Annotated in this window: 13 protein-coding genes and 4 tRNA genes; 14 read left to right on the top strand and 3 right to left on the bottom strand. The window is 51.6% G+C overall.

The features are described from left to right. Window positions 1-63 precede the first annotated feature (63 nt). A complete protein-coding gene (locus LKE88_RS04955) occupies window positions 64-1,278 on the top strand; it encodes an NADP-dependent isocitrate dehydrogenase (protein WP_105327160.1) in 1,215 nt (404 codons plus the stop codon). A 68-nt stretch (window positions 1,279-1,346) separates the two neighbouring features. Here the strand turns inward: LKE88_RS04955 and LKE88_RS04950 are convergent, their stop codons facing one another. Beyond that, complete coding sequence (locus LKE88_RS04950) at window positions 1,347-1,577, bottom strand: hypothetical protein (RefSeq protein ID WP_105327161.1); 231 nt, start codon at window positions 1,575-1,577, stop codon at window positions 1,347-1,349. Window positions 1,578-1,709: 132 nt separating this feature from the next. Here LKE88_RS04950 and LKE88_RS04945 point away from each other — a divergent pair, with 132 nt between their 5' ends. The 6 genes from LKE88_RS04945 to LKE88_RS04920 all read left to right on the top strand — a co-directional run bounded on the left by LKE88_RS04945 (window position 1,710) and on the right by LKE88_RS04920 (window position 3,247). Continuing rightward, window positions 1,710-2,138, top strand: coding sequence for a HutP family protein (locus LKE88_RS04945; RefSeq protein WP_105327162.1), 429 nt, complete (start codon window positions 1,710-1,712; stop codon window positions 2,136-2,138). Window positions 2,139-2,213: 75 nt separating this feature from the next. Continuing rightward, window positions 2,214-2,289: transfer RNA gene (locus LKE88_RS04940), tRNA-His, on the top strand. 5 nt (window positions 2,290-2,294) lie between these two features. Next, window positions 2,295-2,370 (top strand) — tRNA-Gln (locus LKE88_RS04935). A 4-nt stretch (window positions 2,371-2,374) separates the two neighbouring features. Beyond that, a tRNA-Lys gene (locus tag LKE88_RS04930) sits at window positions 2,375-2,450 on the top strand. Window positions 2,451-2,469: 19 nt separating this feature from the next. After that, a tRNA-Leu gene (locus LKE88_RS04925) sits at window positions 2,470-2,553 on the top strand. Between the two features lie 163 nt (window positions 2,554-2,716). Continuing rightward, entirely contained in the window at window positions 2,717-3,247 is a 531-nt protein-coding gene (locus LKE88_RS04920) for a cysteine hydrolase family protein (protein ID WP_105327163.1), read from the top strand. A 52-nt stretch (window positions 3,248-3,299) separates the two neighbouring features. Here the strand turns inward: LKE88_RS04920 and LKE88_RS04915 are convergent, their stop codons facing one another. Continuing rightward, complete coding sequence (locus LKE88_RS04915; RefSeq protein ID WP_105327164.1) at window positions 3,300-4,595, bottom strand: HlyC/CorC family transporter; 1,296 nt, start codon at window positions 4,593-4,595, stop codon at window positions 3,300-3,302. Window positions 4,596-4,780: 185 nt separating this feature from the next. Between LKE88_RS04915 and LKE88_RS04910 the strand changes: the two genes are divergently transcribed. From LKE88_RS04910 to LKE88_RS04900, 3 genes are read left to right on the top strand one after another with little or no spacing between them, the layout of a single operon-like run. After that, window positions 4,781-5,440 carry a M48 family metallopeptidase gene (locus tag LKE88_RS04910; protein ID WP_105327165.1) on the top strand — a complete coding sequence of 220 codons (660 nt, stop codon included), beginning with the start codon at window positions 4,781-4,783 and terminating at the stop codon, window positions 5,438-5,440. Beyond that, on the top strand, window positions 5,437-6,396 hold the full coding sequence (locus LKE88_RS04905) for a serine hydrolase (RefSeq protein WP_105327166.1): 960 nt from the start codon (window positions 5,437-5,439) through the stop codon (window positions 6,394-6,396). The genes LKE88_RS04910 and LKE88_RS04905 overlap by 4 nt, the downstream gene beginning before the upstream one ends. Continuing rightward, window positions 6,393-7,796 carry an NAD(P)/FAD-dependent oxidoreductase gene (locus tag LKE88_RS04900; RefSeq protein WP_105327167.1) on the top strand — a complete coding sequence of 468 codons (1,404 nt, stop codon included), beginning with the start codon at window positions 6,393-6,395 and terminating at the stop codon, window positions 7,794-7,796. Before LKE88_RS04905 ends, LKE88_RS04900 begins: the two co-directional genes overlap by 4 nt. On the opposite strand, the gene LKE88_RS04895 is transcribed toward LKE88_RS04900, so the two are convergent. Further along, window positions 7,778-8,509: a hypothetical protein gene (locus tag LKE88_RS04895; RefSeq protein ID WP_105327168.1), complete on the bottom strand. Its 732-nt coding sequence runs from the start codon at window positions 8,507-8,509 to the stop codon at window positions 7,778-7,780. The genes LKE88_RS04900 and LKE88_RS04895 overlap by 19 nt on opposite strands. 176 nt (window positions 8,510-8,685) lie before the next feature. Here LKE88_RS04895 and LKE88_RS04890 point away from each other — a divergent pair, with 176 nt between their 5' ends. The 4 genes from LKE88_RS04890 to LKE88_RS04875 all read left to right on the top strand — a co-directional run bounded on the left by LKE88_RS04890 (window position 8,686) and on the right by LKE88_RS04875 (window position 16,135). Further along, window positions 8,686-10,293, top strand: coding sequence for an MBL fold metallo-hydrolase RNA specificity domain-containing protein (locus LKE88_RS04890; RefSeq protein WP_118286877.1), 1,608 nt, complete (start codon window positions 8,686-8,688; stop codon window positions 10,291-10,293). Between the two features lie 151 nt (window positions 10,294-10,444). Further along, window positions 10,445-12,265 (top strand): translational GTPase TypA, encoded by a 1,821-nt coding sequence (typA, locus tag LKE88_RS04885; protein WP_105327169.1) that lies wholly within the window; start codon window positions 10,445-10,447, stop codon window positions 12,263-12,265. A 52-nt stretch (window positions 12,266-12,317) separates the two neighbouring features. Beyond that, complete coding sequence (sepF, locus tag LKE88_RS04880; protein WP_105327170.1) at window positions 12,318-12,632, top strand: cell division protein SepF; 315 nt, start codon at window positions 12,318-12,320, stop codon at window positions 12,630-12,632. 83 nt (window positions 12,633-12,715) lie between these two features. Then, window positions 12,716-16,135, top strand: a complete 3,420-nt coding sequence (locus tag LKE88_RS04875) for a DNA polymerase III subunit alpha (protein WP_105327171.1) — start codon at window positions 12,716-12,718, stop codon at window positions 16,133-16,135. The last annotated feature ends 193 nt before the right edge of the window (window positions 16,136-16,328 follow it).

Below are 16,328 nucleotides of genomic sequence, written 5' to 3'. Positions count from 1 at the left end.
ATTGTGATAGGATATTACCAACACGAAAACCCGAGACAATACTGTAAGGCAAAGGAGAGTACTATGGCAGAAAAAATTAGCATGAAAACCCCATTGGTAGAAATGGATGGGGACGAAATGACCCGGATTCTGTGGAAGTTGATTAAGGACATTTTAATCCTTCCCTATGTGGACCTGAAATCGGAGTATTACGATTTGGGAATGTCCTACCGGGACGAAACCGATGACCAGGTGACCATTGATTCCGCTCTGGCTACGAAAAAGTACGGCGTGGCGGTAAAATGCGCTACCATTACTCCCAATGCCCAGCGGGTGGAAGAATACCACCTGAAGAAAATGTGGAAGAGTCCCAACGGCACAATCAGGGCTCTCCTGGACGGTACGGTATTCCGGAAACCCATTATGGTCAAGGGCATCCATCCGCTGATTCCTACCTGGAAAAAGCCCATTACCATTGCCCGTCATGCCTACGGGGATATCTACAAGAATACGGAACTTCGGGTACCCGGTGCTGGCACGGCCCAGCTGGTCTTTACGGGTGCGGACGGAAAAAAGACCGTGCAGACCATCCAGGAATTTGACGGTCCCGGCATTGTGCAGGGGGTGTACAATACCGATGCCTCCATCGAAAACTTTGCCCGGACCTGCTTCCAATATGCTCTGGAGCAAAAGGAAGATCTGTGGTTTGCCACCAAGGATACGGTGTCCAAAATCTACGATCATCGGTTCAAGGACATTTTCCAGGACCTGTACGACCAGGAATATAAGCCGCAATTTGAAGCCGCCGGTATCACCTATTTCTATACCCTGATTGATGATGTGGTAGCCCGGATTATTCGGTCCCAGGGGGGTATGATTTGGGCCTGCAAGAACTACGATGGGGACGTTATGAGCGATATGATGGCTACTGCCTTTGGCAGTCTGGCCATGATGACCTCCGTGCTGGTTTCCCCCAACGGCTGCTACGAATACGAAGCGGCTCACGGCACGGTGCAGCGCCACTATTACCGGTACCTGAAAGGGGAAAAGACTTCCACCAACCCGGTGGCTACCATTTTTGCCTGGACCGGTGCCCTGCGCAAGAGAGGCCAACTGGATGAACTGCCGGAACTGGTAACCTTTGCCGGCCAGCTGGAAGAAAGTGTGCTTGCAACCCTGGAAGACGGGGTTATGACCGGGGATCTGCTGGCGGTATCCGACCTGCCCAACAAGCAGAAGGTCAACAGTGAGGAATTCCTCCTGGCTATTCAGCAGCGGCTGAACGCCCGGAGAAGCTGAAAACGCCTGGTAAGCAAAAAAGCTGTACAGAAACGGATTTTGTCTCTGTACAGCTTTTTCTGTAGGTTTTAGTAAGCGCTTTTGCCGAAAATGGGATGGACCGTGGGCTTTAAGGTCAGCCGCTTGGCCAGTTCTACGGCTTCTTCCAGGTGCAGGTCCGTTTTTTGGCCCCGTTCCTCAAAGATGCACATGGGATTGTCGCTGCCGATTTCGCTGCCCGGCATATACATATACTGCTCATTATCCGGGTCCCCTAAAATCAGGCCGGCCTGCAGTTCTTCTGCTACAATAACTGACATAATACCCTCCTTGTTTATTGCTTCTATCATAACAGAAGGAGGGAAGCTCTGACAAGGGAGTTTCCACAAAAGAGGAAAATTGCTATAATAGAAGGTATCCATTAAAGCAGAACGGAAGAAAAGGAGAATTATATGGAAAAAGAAATTGCCAGCATTGATGTAGGACGGGCAGCTCTCAGAATGGCCCTGACCGCAACCAGAGAAGAAGAAGACCTTTTGAAGAAAAGTCTCCGGGACCAAGGGTACCGGGCTGCGGCTGTGGATTTTGGCGGAGAGTTTTTGCCCAGCGTGAAGAAAATCGTAGAACGGGCCGTGGTAGCTGCCGAACGGCAGAACATTGTGACGGATACCCATGTAGGGGCTGGTACGGTGGCAGGGGCTGCCCATGAAGCCCTGGCCCAGATTATGCACAAAGCCATCGGCTTTAATGTAGGGGGAAAGATTGGCGTGGCCCGCCATGGAGAGCATTTGTGCGTGGCTGTTTATATGAGCGTGGGGGTCCTGAACCTGAATGAATTGTGTGTAGGCATGGCCCACCGGTCCCTGGCAGGAATTGATTAAAAAAGTTTCAAAATCCTATTGACAAAATTCGCATCTCCATGATAGAATAACAAAGTCGTCAGACAAGGTAACATGGTGGATATGGTGAAGCGGTTAACACACTGGATTGTGGCTCCAGCACGCGTGGGTTCGATCCCCACTATCCACCCCACTTTTTGGGGCGTAGCCAAGTCGGTAAGGCACGGGACTTTGACTCCCGCATGCGTTGGTTCGAGTCCAGCCGCCCCAGCCATGATGATTCACTAGCTCAGTTGGTAGAGCACCTGACTTTTAATCAGGGTGTCCCGGGTTCGAATCCCGGGTGGATCACCATTTTTTTTTTACATAAAACGCGGATGTGGCGGAATTGGCAGACGCGCCAGACTTAGGATCTGGTGTCCATGACGTGCAGGTTCAAGTCCTGTCATCCGCACCATACGGTAATTTCACCCGCTTTTCGGTTTCGGCCGGGAAGCGGGTATTTTGTTGTGCCCAAACAGGGGCAGGGTGCCAATGCAAGAAATTTTTACAAGGTATGGGGCTTTATGCTATACTAAATGAGAATATTCCCCTCTGGGAAAGAAAAGAGGTTTTCCCCCATGAAAAACAGCTATTTGATTGTGGTAGATATGCAGAACGATTTTGTCAATGGCAGCCTGGGAACAGAAGAAGCACAGCAGATTACTTTTAATGTGCTGAAAAAAGTGGCCAATTATCCCGGTCACGTGATTTTTACCCAGGACACCCACGGGGAAACCTATCTGGATACCCAGGAAGGAAAGAATCTCCCTGTAAAACACTGCATCAAGGGAACCCACGGCTGGCACTTGATTCCAGGCCTGGAAAAGCTGGCCAAGGAACACCACTGGCCTGTTTACCAGAAACCGACCTTTGGCTCTTTCACTTTGGCGGAAGATCTGAAGAAATTAAACAGCACCCGGCCTATTGAGGAAATTGAATTGATTGGTCTGTGTACGGATATTTGTGTGGTTTCCAACGCCCTGCTGCTGAAAGCGGCCATGCCGGAAGTGCCTATTTATGTGGACAGCAGCTGCTGTGCCGGAGTAACACCGGAATCCCATAACGCTGCCCTGGCCACCCTGAAAAGCTGTCAGGTTCATGTACGCTGAGTAAGCTAAGCAAAGAAAAATCCTCCAAACCTTGTGTGGCTTGGAGGATTTTTTATTCGTCGTCTTCTTCTTTTGCTTTGGGACGGACTTCTACGATGATTTCCTGGACCCGGTGGTTGTTGGCCCGGGTGACGGTAACATGCAGGTTCTTGCAGTCGAAGGAGTCTCCTTTTTGGGGGATGGTCTCCAGGGTATCCACCACCCAACCGCTGATGGAATTGTTTTCCAGACCATAGTCGGTAATGTCCAGATCCAAATATTTGAACAGGTCAAACAAATTGGCGTTTTGGGAATTGGAGGAGCAGGAAATCATATAGCGGTTCTTGCCAATCCGGTGGAAGGACGAAATCACCTTGTCATGCTCGTCCCAGATTTCGCCAACCAGTTCTTCCACAATGTCTTCGGTGGTGACCAACCCCTTGACGGTGCCGTAGCTGTCCATGACCATGGCCATTTCGATTTTGGCTTCCTGGAGGGTTTTCATTACCCGGGAAATTTTGGTGGATTGATGGACGAAGGCTGCTTTTTTCAGCCGTTCTTCCAGTCTAAAATGGGGGTTTTTGATATAGCCGGAAAAAAAGTCTTTAGCGTGAAGAATGCCAATGATTTCGCTATAGTCGTCCTTAAATACAGGAATCCGGGAGAAGCCGTAGTCGGAAAAAATCTTCAGGGCCTTTTGGTTTCCCTCGGAAATGTCCATGGCCATCATATCCACCCGGGGGGTCATGATTTCCCGGACCCGAATATCACTGAATTCAATGGCGGATTTGATCAGTTGGCTATCCTGCTTGTTGATGGCGCCGCCGCTGGCTACTTCATCTACCATCAGAAGCAATTCTCCTTCGGTAGCACCGTGGGCCGCTTTTTTGGACAGCAGATGACTGAAAGCAGTTTTCAGCAGTTGAAACAAATAGTTTAGAGGAGTAAAAAGAAATACCAGAATGCGCAGCAGCCCTGCGGTACTCATGGCAAATTTTTCCGGATAGTCCTTGGCGGCGCTTTTGGGGAGAATTTCTCCAAATATCAGGATGACAATGGTAGTGACTACGGTGGCCAGGGCCAGGCCGGAAGGGCCAAAGTACGCGGTGGAGCAGGCCGCAGCCAGGGAGGCTGTGGCAATATTTACGATATTATTGCCGATTAATATGGTGGACAAGGCATTATCAAATTTGTCCAGCAGCTTCAGCACGGTTTTGGCCCGACGGTTGCCATCTTTGGCCAAATTTTTCAGCCGCAGCTTATTGCAGCTGGTAAGTGCTGTTTCTGTGGCGGAAAAATACGCAGAAAGGGATATAAAAACAATCAGGATACCCGTCAGAAGGGTAGTGGGGATGTTGAATTCTTCCATAGTATGGGATCACGCTTCCTTATTAGTATACTGTCCATTATAGGTGAATTTTCCGGGGCGGTCAACGGAGACAGAAACAAATGGCTGTAAAAAATCTATCACTCTGGGGTGTTTTCGTAAAATAAATTGGGATTTTGTAAAAGCCTGCCCGGGAAATTGGCAGAGTATGCTATAATAGGAATGCTATGATTAAAATTGCAAAAATCATCAGATCCAGACGGCGCACCCTGGCGGTAGAAATCAACCGGGAAGGCCAAGTAATTGTGCGCGCGCCCTATGGGCTGAGCAAAGAACGAATTGAATATTTTTTGGCGTCCCGTCAGGACTGGATTGCGTCCCATGTGGCAAAGGCGGCGGACGAGAAACGGGCCATACAGCCCTTGGAGCTCCGGGAAGGAGCTGCTTTGCTGTTATGGGGAAAGCGGCGAACCCTGCACCTGGTGCCGGGAGAGAATATTTTTCTGACCCAGGAGCAGCTGATTTTGGGAGAGCAGGTGACCCTGCCTAAGCTGATCCAATATTTCCAGGAGGAGCTAGGGACCTATCTTAGGGAACGGGTACCGTACTTTGCCGGGCTCCTGGGACTTCCTGCTCCCCAAATCAAGCTGTCCCAGGCCCGGACCCGCTGGGGCTACTGCAACTACCGGAACCAGCTGGGTTTTTGCTGGCGGCTGGTATTCTGCCCGCCTGGCGTAATTGATTATGTGATTGTCCATGAGCTGTGCCATATCCGCAACAAGTCCCACAATCGGCTGTTTTGGCAGGCGGTGGAAGAAATTTTGCCGGACCGGAAGCAGCGGGAACAATGGTTAAAGACTAATAGAAGGGTTATGATTGTCTTATGAGTATCAACAAACGGATTATTCTTTGCTTGATAGGCTTGGTGCTGGTGGGGGTAATATCCTTTTCCCTGCTGCACAACAGCCCCAAATATCAGCAGCAGCAAAAACAGGCCCAAAACGCCCAGCTGGTCCATTCCAAGGATACCAAGCTGCCCTATGCCTATTTGAATAATGTGATTGCCCAGTCGGGGGCGGCCTGTTCCGTGTATTACCGTTCTTTGGATACCGGGGAAGTGTTCTACAACTACTCCGGCAAGATGCCGGCCGGGGATCTGATCCGTCCCTATGTGGCTGCTGCGGTTTTGGCCCAGGTGGAAAATAAGGACCTGGCATTGGATGAGGTGTACACCCTGCGGCAGCGGGATATTAGAACGGACAGCCCGGCTTTGGGACAGGTCCCCGCAGGCAGCCAAGTAACGGTTCAAAATCTTTTGGAAGATATGCTGCTGCAAAATGACCGGACGGCTTTGTACAAGCTGATCTGGATTGCTGGCCGGGAAGACATCAACGCCTGGCTGACGGAAAAAGGATACGTGGATACGGTGGTGGGAAGCCATGACCTGCCCGTCAAAGAAAACGAGGAAGATAAGCTGGGGGCCCAGGAAAAACGGGAACTGAGCTATACTTCTGTTAACGATACGGTGACCCTGTTGACTCAGCTTTACGAAGGCAAATGCCTGGGGCCCAAGGAAAATGGGTACCTGCTGGGCCTTTTGGGCCGTGCTCCCCGGCCGGATATGCTGGGTGCCCTGCTGTCCCAAAGTGTAAATATTGCAGGCCTTCAGGCCGACCACGGCCAAGTTCTTGATGCGGCTGGCATTGTGTATGCCCGGGAGCGGTACGTGCTGGTAGTCCTGATGGACAAGGCCGTGCGTCCTGGAGAAACCCGGAAAACCATCAATCAGATTTCTTCTATCATATTTAATACGGTAAACGACAAAGAGGTGTTCAAGAAATGAAAAAGAATGTTGATGTAGCGATTATTGGCGGCGGCCCTGCTGCCATTTATGCGGCTTACGAGTTTGTCCTGAAATACCCCCAGGTAAAGGTGCTGATTTTGGAAGAAGGCCATGCCATTGACTTCCGCAGCTGCCCTATTATTGCCGGCAAGGTGGAAAAATGTATCCGCTGCGTACCCTGCAGCATTATGCGGGGCTTTGGCGGCGCCGGTGCGTTCTCCGACGGCAAGTACAATTTCACCACGGAATTTGGCGGCTGGCTCAGTGAGTACATTCCCAAAAAGACGGTTATGGAACTCATTGATTACGTGGATGAAATCAACTGCAAACACGGTGCCCCGGGTACGGTGTATTCCACCAAGAACTGCAAAATCGGCCGGCTGGCTCTGGGCCACGATCTACATCTGTTAAACGCTAAGGTGCGCCATTTGGGCACGGACAACAACCGGAACCTGATGGCCAGCATCTACCACTACCTGCTGGAGCATGGCATTGAAATCCAATGTGATACCCAGGTGGAAACCATCAGCCAGTCCAAAGAAGGCTATGAACTGACCATCAAGGGTTCTGAGCAGGTTATCGGCTGCACCTATCTGATTGGGGCCCCGGGCCGGGCAGGGGCTGAGTGGTTCTCCACCCAGTGCCAGAATCTGGGCCTGCCCATGGCCAACAACCAGGTGGACGTAGGTGTCCGAGTAGAAGTCCCTTACTCCGTATTCCAGGACATTACGGAAGAAGTCTACGAGGCCAAACTGGTGTACCGGACCAAACGGTACGGGGATCGGGTACGGACCTTCTGTATGAACCCCAATGGCTACGTGGTAGCAGAAAATACCGACGGCATTGTTACGGTAAACGGCCACAGCTTCAGCGACCCGGCCAAAAACAGCGGCAACACCAACTTTGCCCTTTTGGTCAGCAATAAATTTACGGAACCCTTTAAGGAACCCCATAAATACGGCAAGCACATTGCTTCCCTGTCCAATATGCTGGGAGGCGGCGTTCTGGTGCAGCGCTTCGGGGACCTGATCAAAGGCCGCCGGACCAACGCCCACCGGCTGAGCCAGAGCTTCCTGCATCCTACCTTGAATGCAGTGCCTGGGGACCTGAGCCTGGTACTGCCCAAACGCCATTTGGACAACATCATTGAAATGATTTATGCCCTGGATAAGGTGGCGCCTGGCACCGCCAACGACGATACCCTGCTGTACGGGGTGGAAGTGAAGTTCTACAGTTCCCGGCTGGACCTCAGCGATAAGCTGGAAACAAAAATGCCCAACTTCTTCGCCATTGGCGATGGAGCGGGCATTACCAGAGGACTTTCCCAGGCCTCTGCTTCCGGGGTGTATGTAGCTCGCATCATTGGCGAGCGGATGAAAGCTCAATTGGCTAACAGATAATTATTCAGGCTTTGGCATAGTTCCATGCCCAGGGTATGGACGGACAGGGGATACCAGGAAGGATCGGCAACGGCTTTTTGGGAAAGCACCTGTCCATTGCCGTCACATAAAACTTGATACAGATCGGCGCAGGTTTTCAGCCGGACATCGTAGCGGGAATACAGCAAGATGTCCTTTACGGCAGAGGCACCTGCGCCTTTTCGCGTCCATTTGTTCCAGACGGTGATGATGCCGGTCTTCTCATCGTATTTCAGACTCTGGGTATCGAAGGAAACGGTGTAGCTGCTGTTTTCTCCCGCAGTCTGCCAGGCAGCCAGCTTGGCGGAAGGCAGGGTGGGGGTATAGACCGTAGTGGTTTCCTTGCCGTTTTCGGTGGTGGTTTCCGTAGTGGTGGCCGTTAGGCCATTGTCCAGTTGGGACGTGGAAGTGGTGCTGGCAGCAGCTGCGGCATCATCAGCTGTTTTTTTGGAGCTGTTTTTTGCGGTGGTTTGGGCAGTGGTTTGACTGGAGCTTTTGGCAGCGGCTGCTTTTTGCCGGGCAGCCCGGACAGCCGCTACCCGCTGCCGGAAGGAAAGGGGCGCTGCAGAAGCTGCATTTTCTGTTACAGCCGTGGTACTTACGGCGTCTGTTTCCGTTTTTTCCTGGGCAAAAAGCAGGGATGGGCAAAGTAAAAGAGAACCTATTACTATAGGGAATAGTGCATTTTTTTTCATGGAATACATCCTTTCTGAATAGCCTTTGCCTTATTGTATCACAAGGCGGCTGTTTCGTCAGGGAAAACTGGAACGGGATTTGCCCAAAGAAAATAAAAACTATGTTATAATGGAAAGGTGTTAACTGAGAGCTTACATACTGATGAGAGAATTTTAGAATAAGGACGGTGCTAATGATGAAAATTACCTTTTGCGGCGCTGACAAGATTGTAACCGGTTCCTGCCATCTGCTGGAAATCAACGGGAAAAAAATTCTGTTGGACTGCGGTATGTTCCAAGGTCCACGGCTGATTCGGGACCTGAACCGGAGAAATTTTATTTTTAATCCGGCGGAAATTGATGCGGTAATCCTAAGTCATGCCCATATTGACCACAGCGGCCTGCTGCCCAAACTGATTAAGGAAGGGTTCAAGGGTTTTGTCCACTGCACCCCGGTTACCGAAGAATTGTGCGAAATTCTGTTGCCCGACTGCGGCCATATCCAGGAATCCGATGCGGAGATTGCTACCCGGAAGGGCCTGCGGGCTGGCCGGGAAGCTGTGGAACCGCTGTATACGGTAGACGATGCCTATCTGGCCCTGAAACATTTTGTGACCCATGATTACGATGAGGATTTTGAACTGTATCCCGGGGTTACGGTCCGCTTCCGGGTGGCCGGCCACATCCTGGGCAGCGCCATTGTTACGTTGCAGTTGGAAGAAAACGGCAAAAAGACCAAATTGATTTTCACGGGAGATGTGGGGCAGCCCAACGTACCCATTTTGGACGATCCCTACCAGATTGCCGGGGCGGACTTTATTATCACCGAATCCACCTATGGTAACCGGATCCACGAAGTGGCGGACCGGGAGCAGGAGCTGTGCGACATTGTGAAGGACGCCCTTTCCCGGGGCGGGAACATCATTATCCCAGCTTTTGCGGTTGGCCGTACCCAGGTGATGCTGTACTACTTCCAGAAGCTTATGTCTTCCGGCAAGCTGCCGGTAGTGCCCATTATGGTGGACAGCCCAATGGCCATTCGGGCCACCCAGGTGATGCTGTTTAACCCTGATGAATATGATGAGGAAGCCAAGTCCATTTTCCAAAAACAGGGCGGACATCTGATTGATATGCCCAACGTGAAATACACCCAGACCACCGAGGAATCCAAGGCCATCAACGAAATGCCCAGCCCGGTCATCATCATTTCCGCCAGCGGCATGGCCGATGCCGGCCGGGTGCTGCACCACCTGAAACACAACCTGTGGCGGAAGGACAGCTCCGTGATTTTCGCCGGCTATCAGGCCGAAGGCAGCTTGGGGCGGCTGTTGGTAGACGGGGCCAAGAAAGTCAAGATCATGGGCGAAGAAATTGTGGTGGGAGCCAAGATCTACAATATGACCGGTTTCTCTGCCCACGCCGATAAGGAACAGCTGTTGGCCTGGTATAAGGGCATGAAAAATAAACCCAAGGCTTTCTTTGTGGTCCATGGGGAATACGATTCTGCCGATGCTTTTGCCCATACCCTGCGTACCGAATTGGGGACGGCGGCCTACATTCCCAACTATGGGGATAAGGCCATTATCGATGGCACCGACTGGCATATTGAAGAAACCCAGATTGTCCAAAGCGAAACTGCCGTCCAGAGCATGCGGGATTATATGCGGGGCTTCGAGAAGAATTACCTTACCTACAAGGGCAAGATTGAACGGATTGCCGCCCATGATCCCAAGAAGGTACCGGATGTACGCTCCAAGCTGGAAAAGATCAAGAAATACATCGACGATGTCATGAAGACCTTATAAAGAAATTTGGGTAAAGGAATTGCCACATATTTGACAGAGTGTGGAGAAAAGCATATAATTAGTAAGTCGAATTGATTTAGTTTATTTGGAGGATGCTTATTGACAAGCATCCTCTTGATTTATCTGTAATGTAAGAGGGGATTGGGCTTTTATGATTAGAAACGATTTACGTAACATCGCCATCATTGCTCACGTTGACCATGGCAAGACTACCTTGGTAGATGCTATGCTGAAACAGAGCGGTGTATTCCGTGCCAACGAACGGGTACAGGAAAGAGTCATGGACTCCAACGATCAGGAAAGAGAACGTGGGATTACCATCCTGGCCAAAAACACCGCTGTCATGCATGACGGCACCAAAATCAATATCCTGGATACTCCGGGCCATGCTGATTTCGGCGGCGAAGTAGAACGGGTATTGAACATGGTTGACGGCGTACTGCTGCTGGTAGACGCCTACGAAGGTCCTATGCCCCAGACCAAATACGTGCTGCGGAAAGCTTTGGAACACCATCTGAAACCCGTGGTGGTCATCAACAAGATTGACCGTCCGGACCAGAGAGTGGAAGAAGTGGTGGATGAAGTTCTGGATTTGTTCATTGAACTGAACGCCAGTGATGATCAGCTGGACTTCCCCGTAGTGTACGCTTCTGCCAAAAAGGGCGTTGCCAAACTGGCTATGGACGATGAAAGCACCAACCTGGAACCGCTGTTCCGCACCATTATCGAAAATATTCCGGCTCCCGATGTGGATACGGAAGCTCCCCTGCAAATGTTGGTCAATACCTTGGACTACGATGATTATGTAGGCCGTATCGTGATTGGCCGTATTGTCAGAGGTACCATCAAAAACGGTCAGAACATCTGCCTGATGCATGATGACAAGCGTTCCAACGCCAAGATTGGCCGTCTGTACACCTACGAAGGCTTAAAGAGAACGGAAGTGCCGGAAGCCAAAGCTGGGGACATCATTGCCCTGATTGGTCTGGCCAACGCTGAAATCGGGGATACCATTGCTGATGTGGACAACCCGGAACAGCTGCAGGGCATCAAGGTGGATGAACCCACCCTGTCCATGACCTTCTCTGTCAACGATTCTCCTTTTGCCGGCCAGGAAGGCGACTTTGTTACCAGCCGTCATCTGCGTGACCGTCTGTACAAGGAAATTGAAACCAACGTTAGTATGAAAGTGGAAGACACCGAATCTGCCGATACCTTCAAAGTATCCGGCCGTGGTGAACTGCATTTGTCCGTACTGATCGAAGCCATGAGAAGAGAAGGCTTCGAATTGCAGGTGGGCAAACCCAAGGTTATTATGCGCCGGGACGAAAATGGCAAGCTGCTGGAACCTATGGAAGCTTTGACCATCGACGTGCCCCAGGATTTCATGGGTGCTGTTATGGAAGCTTTGGGTATCCGCAAGGCTGAACTCCAGAACATGACCGAACTGGCTGGCTACCTGCGTATGGAATTCATTATCCCTGCCCGGGGTCTGATCGGTTTTCGGAACCAGTTCCTGACCGATACCAAGGGCAACGGTATCATGAACCACGTATTTGCCGGCTGGGGCGCTTACAAAGGCGATATCCCCGGCCGTACCAGAGGTTCCCTGGTTGCTTTTGAAGCTGGTGAAACCACTGCCTATGGTATTGATAAATGCCAGGCCAGAGGCACCATGTACATCAACCCGGGCGAACAGGTTTACGAAGGCCAAATCATCGGCGAAAACAGCCGTGAAGATGATATGGACGTAAACCCCTGCAAAAAGAAACACGTCAGCAATATGCGTGCTGCCGGTTCCGATGATGCAGTGCGCCTGATTCCGCCGCAAACCTTCTCCCTGGAACAAGCCCTGGAACACATCAACGACGATGAAACCGTTGAAGTGACTCCCAAGAGCATCCGGATGAGAAAGAAAATTCTGTCCCGTCTGGAACGTGCCCGCACCCGTGCGCGCAACGCCAAGGCATAAGAACGATAATGGCTTCGTAATGAGTATTTGTGGGTAGGGAGGAGCAGATTCCATGTTTTCTGGTTTCCATTCTGAAAAAAAGCATGAAGAAGAATACTTTGACCGGGATTTGACTTTGGTGCGTGCTCCGGCCCTGAAATTGATGCTCAGAACGCCTGCGGACCTGAAGGATATTGCTCACTACGGAAAGTTCCTCCTGGAAGGCAAGGGACTGCTTCTGGCTCTGGATCAGCTGGAGCCAGAGGATCAGACCCGGGCCAGGGACTACTTATCCGGCATCAGTTATACCCTGGGGGTTTCGGAAACGGAAGTTTCTCCGGACGTAATGCTGTATCTGCCCAGTGAGGTAGGAATTATCGAAGCATAAACCTAAAGCTGTGACCCCCTGGTCACAGCTTTTTTTAAAATGGGGGGAGCTGTGCCCCGGAAATTTGCAGGAAAGGAGCAGTTATGGCAGAGCAATTTGTGCATTTGCACACCCATACCCAATACAGCCTGCTGGATGGGTCCTGCCGGATTCCCGAGCTGGTCCGCTACGCCAAGGAGCTGGGCATGCCCGCCCTGGCGATTACGGACCATGGGGTTATGTACGGGGCCATCGAGTTCTATCAGGAATGTGTCAAGGCTGGCATCAAACCCATTATTGGCTGCGAAGTGTATATTACTTCCGGCTCCCGGTTGAAAAAGGACCTGGAAAGCCGGAGCAAAATGTATCATCTGATTCTTTTGGCAGAAAACAAGACCGGTTACCAAAACCTGATGAAACTGGTATCCATCGGGGAAGTGGAAGGGTTCTACTACAAACCCCGGATTGACATGGATGTGCTGCGCCAGTACAGCGAGGGGCTGATTTGCCTCAGCGCCTGCATAGCGGGGGAAGTGCCTCGGCATATCCTCCGGGGGGAATTGGAAACGGCAGAAAAGGTCATGCTGGAATACCTGGATATTTTTGGTCGGGACCGGTACTATTTGGAAATCCAAAATCATGACTTGCCGGAAGAAAAGACCGTCCGGGAAGAATTGCATAAACTGGCCAAAAAACACAATATCAAGCTGGTAGCCACCAACGACCTGCACTATATCCACCGGTCCGATGCTTCGGGGCAGGACATTCTGCTGTGCATCCAGACCAACGCCAATTACCTGGACCCCACACGTATGCGGTTCAACAACGATTCCTACTATCTGAAAAGCCGGGAGGAAATGGAGCAGTTGTTTCCTGAGGACCAGGAAGCTTTGGATAATACCCTGGAAATTGCGGAGCGGTGTAATCTGACTCTGGAATTTGGCCATTTGCTGCTGCCGGAATTTCCCCTGCCGGAAGGGGAAACCATGGATGGGTATCTCCGGAAGCTTTGTGAGGAAAGTTTTCCCAAACGCTATCCCAATGATGATGGAACGGCCCGGAAACGGTTGGAATATGAACTGGGCATCATCAAGCAGATGGGCTACTCCGGGTATTTTCTGATTGTATGGGATTTCATCAATTACAGTCGGACCCACGATATTCCGGTGGGCCCCGGCAGAGGCAGCGCCGCTGGTTCCATTGTGGCGTACCTTACCGGCATCACCAGTATTGATCCGCTGAAATATAATCTGATTTTTGAACGTTTCCTGAACCCGGAACGGGTAAGTATGCCCGATATTGATACGGATATCTGCTACGTGAAACGCCATCTGGTGGTGGATTATCTGGCCCGCAAGTACGGGGAAAGCCACGTTGCCCAGATTATTACCTTTGGTACCCTGGCAGCCAAGGCGGCCATCAAGGACGTGGGCCGGGCCATGGAGATACCGTTAAATGTAGTTAACCAGGTAAACAAGCTGATTCCCAATACGCCAGGCACTACCCTGGCAGGCGTATTGGAATCCAGCAAGGAACTGCGGGCCTTGCAGGAACAGGACCCTAATATCGCCCAATTGCTGGACTTTGCCCAAAAGGTGGAAGGCATGCCCCGGCACACCTCCACCCATGCGGCCGGCGTAGTCATTACGCCGGGGGAACTGACCAACTACGTGCCCCTGCAGATTACCTCCAGCAGTGACGATGAACACGAATACATCTGCACCCAGTACGACAAGGATCGTTCCGAGTCCCTGGGGCTTTTAAAGATGGATCTTTTGGGCCTGCGTACCCTGACGGTGATTGACGATGCGGTGAAAATGGTCCGGAAAAACCGGGGTATTGACCTGCATATTGAGGATATCGACCTGCACGACCCTAAAACCTGTCAGATGCTGTGCAGCGGGGATACGGCAGCCGTGTTCCAGATGGAATCGGACGGCATGACCCGGCTGATGAAGCAACTGGCGCCCGAGGGCATGGAGGACCTGATTCCCCTGGTGGCCCTGTACCGGCCCGGTCCCTTAGGCAGCGGCATGGCGGAAGACTTTATTGCCGGCCGTCACGGACACCGTACGGCCCAGGTACTCCACCCCCTGATGGAACCCATTGTGGCCGATACTTACGGGGTTATCCTCTACCAGGAACAGGTAATGCAGATCGCCTCCGCCCTGGCCGGTTTTACCCTGGGCGAAGCAGATATTCTGCGTCGGGCCATGGGCAAGAAGAAAGCCAGCGTACTGGACAGCATGAAGGAAAAATTTCTCCAGGGAGCAGAAAAGCTCCACGGCATCAGCCGGGAACTGGGGGATAAGATTTTCGCCTTGCTGCAGCACTTTGCAGGCTATGGGTTCAACAAATCCCACTCGGCAGCCTATGCCCTGGTAGCCTATCAGACGGCCTGGCTGAAGGCCAACTATCCGGTGGAATACATGGCGGCCTTCCTCAACAGTATTATCTCCACCGCCGACAAGGTCAGCTGGTATATCGGCGTTTGCAACGGCATGGGGGTAAAGGTGCTGCCGCCGGATATCAACAGCAGTGAAGCGGGCTTCTCTGTGGACGGTAAGAACATCCGCTTTGGCCTGGGGGCCATCAAAAGTGTCGGAGACGCAGCAGTATCCGTGATTTTGGAAGAACGGGAAAAACACGGCGTTTTTAAGGACTTTTTTGATTTTACCCGCCGGGTGGATCTCAGCAAGGTCAACAAGAGAGTGGTGGAAAATCTGATCAAGAGCGGTTCCATGGATACCTTCGGGCTGCGTCGGAGCCAGCTGCTGGCCATTATGGATCCGGCCCTGGATGTGGCTGCCAGCGAACAGCACGACCGGCTTACGGGCCAGCTGGGGCTGTTCGGGGAAGAAGATTTGGCCGGCAGCAATGCCATTCCCATTCCAGATCTGCCGGAAATTCCCCAGGCGGATATTCTCCGGCTGGAAAAGGAACTGATTGGCTTCTACGTTACCGGACACCCGCTGGATCGGTTCCGTAAGGTGCTGAGCCGGTATACACCGCTGTTAAAATGCACGGAAGAAAACTTCCGGGACGGGGAGAGAATTGCCGTAGGCGGCATTATTTCGGACCTGAAAATCCGCTCCACCAAAAATGGGGACCGCATGGCCACGTTTGTGCTGGAAGATTTGTCCAGCAGTCTGACGGTGATTGCTTTCCCCAGGGCTTATGCCAAGTGCCGGCAGAACATTGAAAAAGACCGGGTGGTGAGCATCCAGGGTGTTATCAAATTGGATGAGGAAGCCGTCCGAATCTTTGCCAATGCTGTGGAGCCTTTGCAGGAAATGGCCCAGGAAGTCCATCTCCACATTGGCAAGGGCATGAATACTTCCCAGGTCCAGCAGCAGCTGGGAGGCATTTTTATGGCCTTCCACGGGAAGAATCCCGTGTACCTGCACATTGCCGATACCCGGAAGGTTATCCGCACCGATCCCCGGTTCTGGGTGAATGCAGAGGAACCGGGCTTTGAGGATGCAGTGGTAAAAGTATTGGGTAGCGGCAGCCTGCACTATTAAATACTTGTTTATTTATCTATACCGACAGGAATTTTTCCCAGCTGAGGAAGAATTCCTGTTTTTTTGCTTTTGCGTGCTTGTAGAAAAGAGGGCTTTGGGTGTCTTTTGGAGAAAAACGGAAACAACTTTTTGCAGGCGGAGAAAAGCGGGGCTGGTACCCTGAAATTGAGATAATTCTTCTACAATTCTGTAG

The organism is Acidaminococcus hominis (assembly GCF_022484025.1).
Taxonomy (GTDB): Bacteria; Bacillota; Negativicutes; order Acidaminococcales; family Acidaminococcaceae; genus Acidaminococcus; species Acidaminococcus hominis.
The sequence above is the reverse complement of the archived record's forward strand: the minus strand, read 5'-3'. Positions and strand labels throughout refer to the sequence as shown.

What these genes read in the sequence shown, in the direction of transcription:
- LKE88_RS04955 (WP_105327160.1), top strand. Translation starts at nt 64, where the DNA reads ATGGCAGAAAAAATTAGCATGAAAACCCCATTGGTAGAAATGGATGGG.
- LKE88_RS04950 (WP_105327161.1), bottom strand. Translation starts at nt 1,577, where the DNA reads ATGTCAGTTATTGTAGCAGAAGAACTGCAGGCCGGCCTGATTTTAGGG.
- LKE88_RS04945 (WP_105327162.1), top strand. Translation starts at nt 1,710, where the DNA reads ATGGAAAAAGAAATTGCCAGCATTGATGTAGGACGGGCAGCTCTCAGA.
- LKE88_RS04920 (WP_105327163.1), top strand. Translation starts at nt 2,717, where the DNA reads ATGAAAAACAGCTATTTGATTGTGGTAGATATGCAGAACGATTTTGTC.
- LKE88_RS04915 (WP_105327164.1), bottom strand. Translation starts at nt 4,595, where the DNA reads ATGGAAGAATTCAACATCCCCACTACCCTTCTGACGGGTATCCTGATT.
- LKE88_RS04910 (WP_105327165.1), top strand. Translation starts at nt 4,781, where the DNA reads ATGATTAAAATTGCAAAAATCATCAGATCCAGACGGCGCACCCTGGCG.
- LKE88_RS04905 (WP_105327166.1), top strand. Translation starts at nt 5,437, where the DNA reads ATGAGTATCAACAAACGGATTATTCTTTGCTTGATAGGCTTGGTGCTG.
- LKE88_RS04900 (WP_105327167.1), top strand. Translation starts at nt 6,393, where the DNA reads ATGAAAAAGAATGTTGATGTAGCGATTATTGGCGGCGGCCCTGCTGCC.
- LKE88_RS04895 (WP_105327168.1), bottom strand. Translation starts at nt 8,509, where the DNA reads ATGAAAAAAAATGCACTATTCCCTATAGTAATAGGTTCTCTTTTACTT.
- LKE88_RS04890 (WP_118286877.1), top strand. Translation starts at nt 8,686, where the DNA reads ATGAAAATTACCTTTTGCGGCGCTGACAAGATTGTAACCGGTTCCTGC.
- typA (WP_105327169.1), top strand. Translation starts at nt 10,445, where the DNA reads ATGATTAGAAACGATTTACGTAACATCGCCATCATTGCTCACGTTGAC.
- sepF (WP_105327170.1), top strand. Translation starts at nt 12,318, where the DNA reads ATGTTTTCTGGTTTCCATTCTGAAAAAAAGCATGAAGAAGAATACTTT.
- LKE88_RS04875 (WP_105327171.1), top strand. Translation starts at nt 12,716, where the DNA reads ATGGCAGAGCAATTTGTGCATTTGCACACCCATACCCAATACAGCCTG.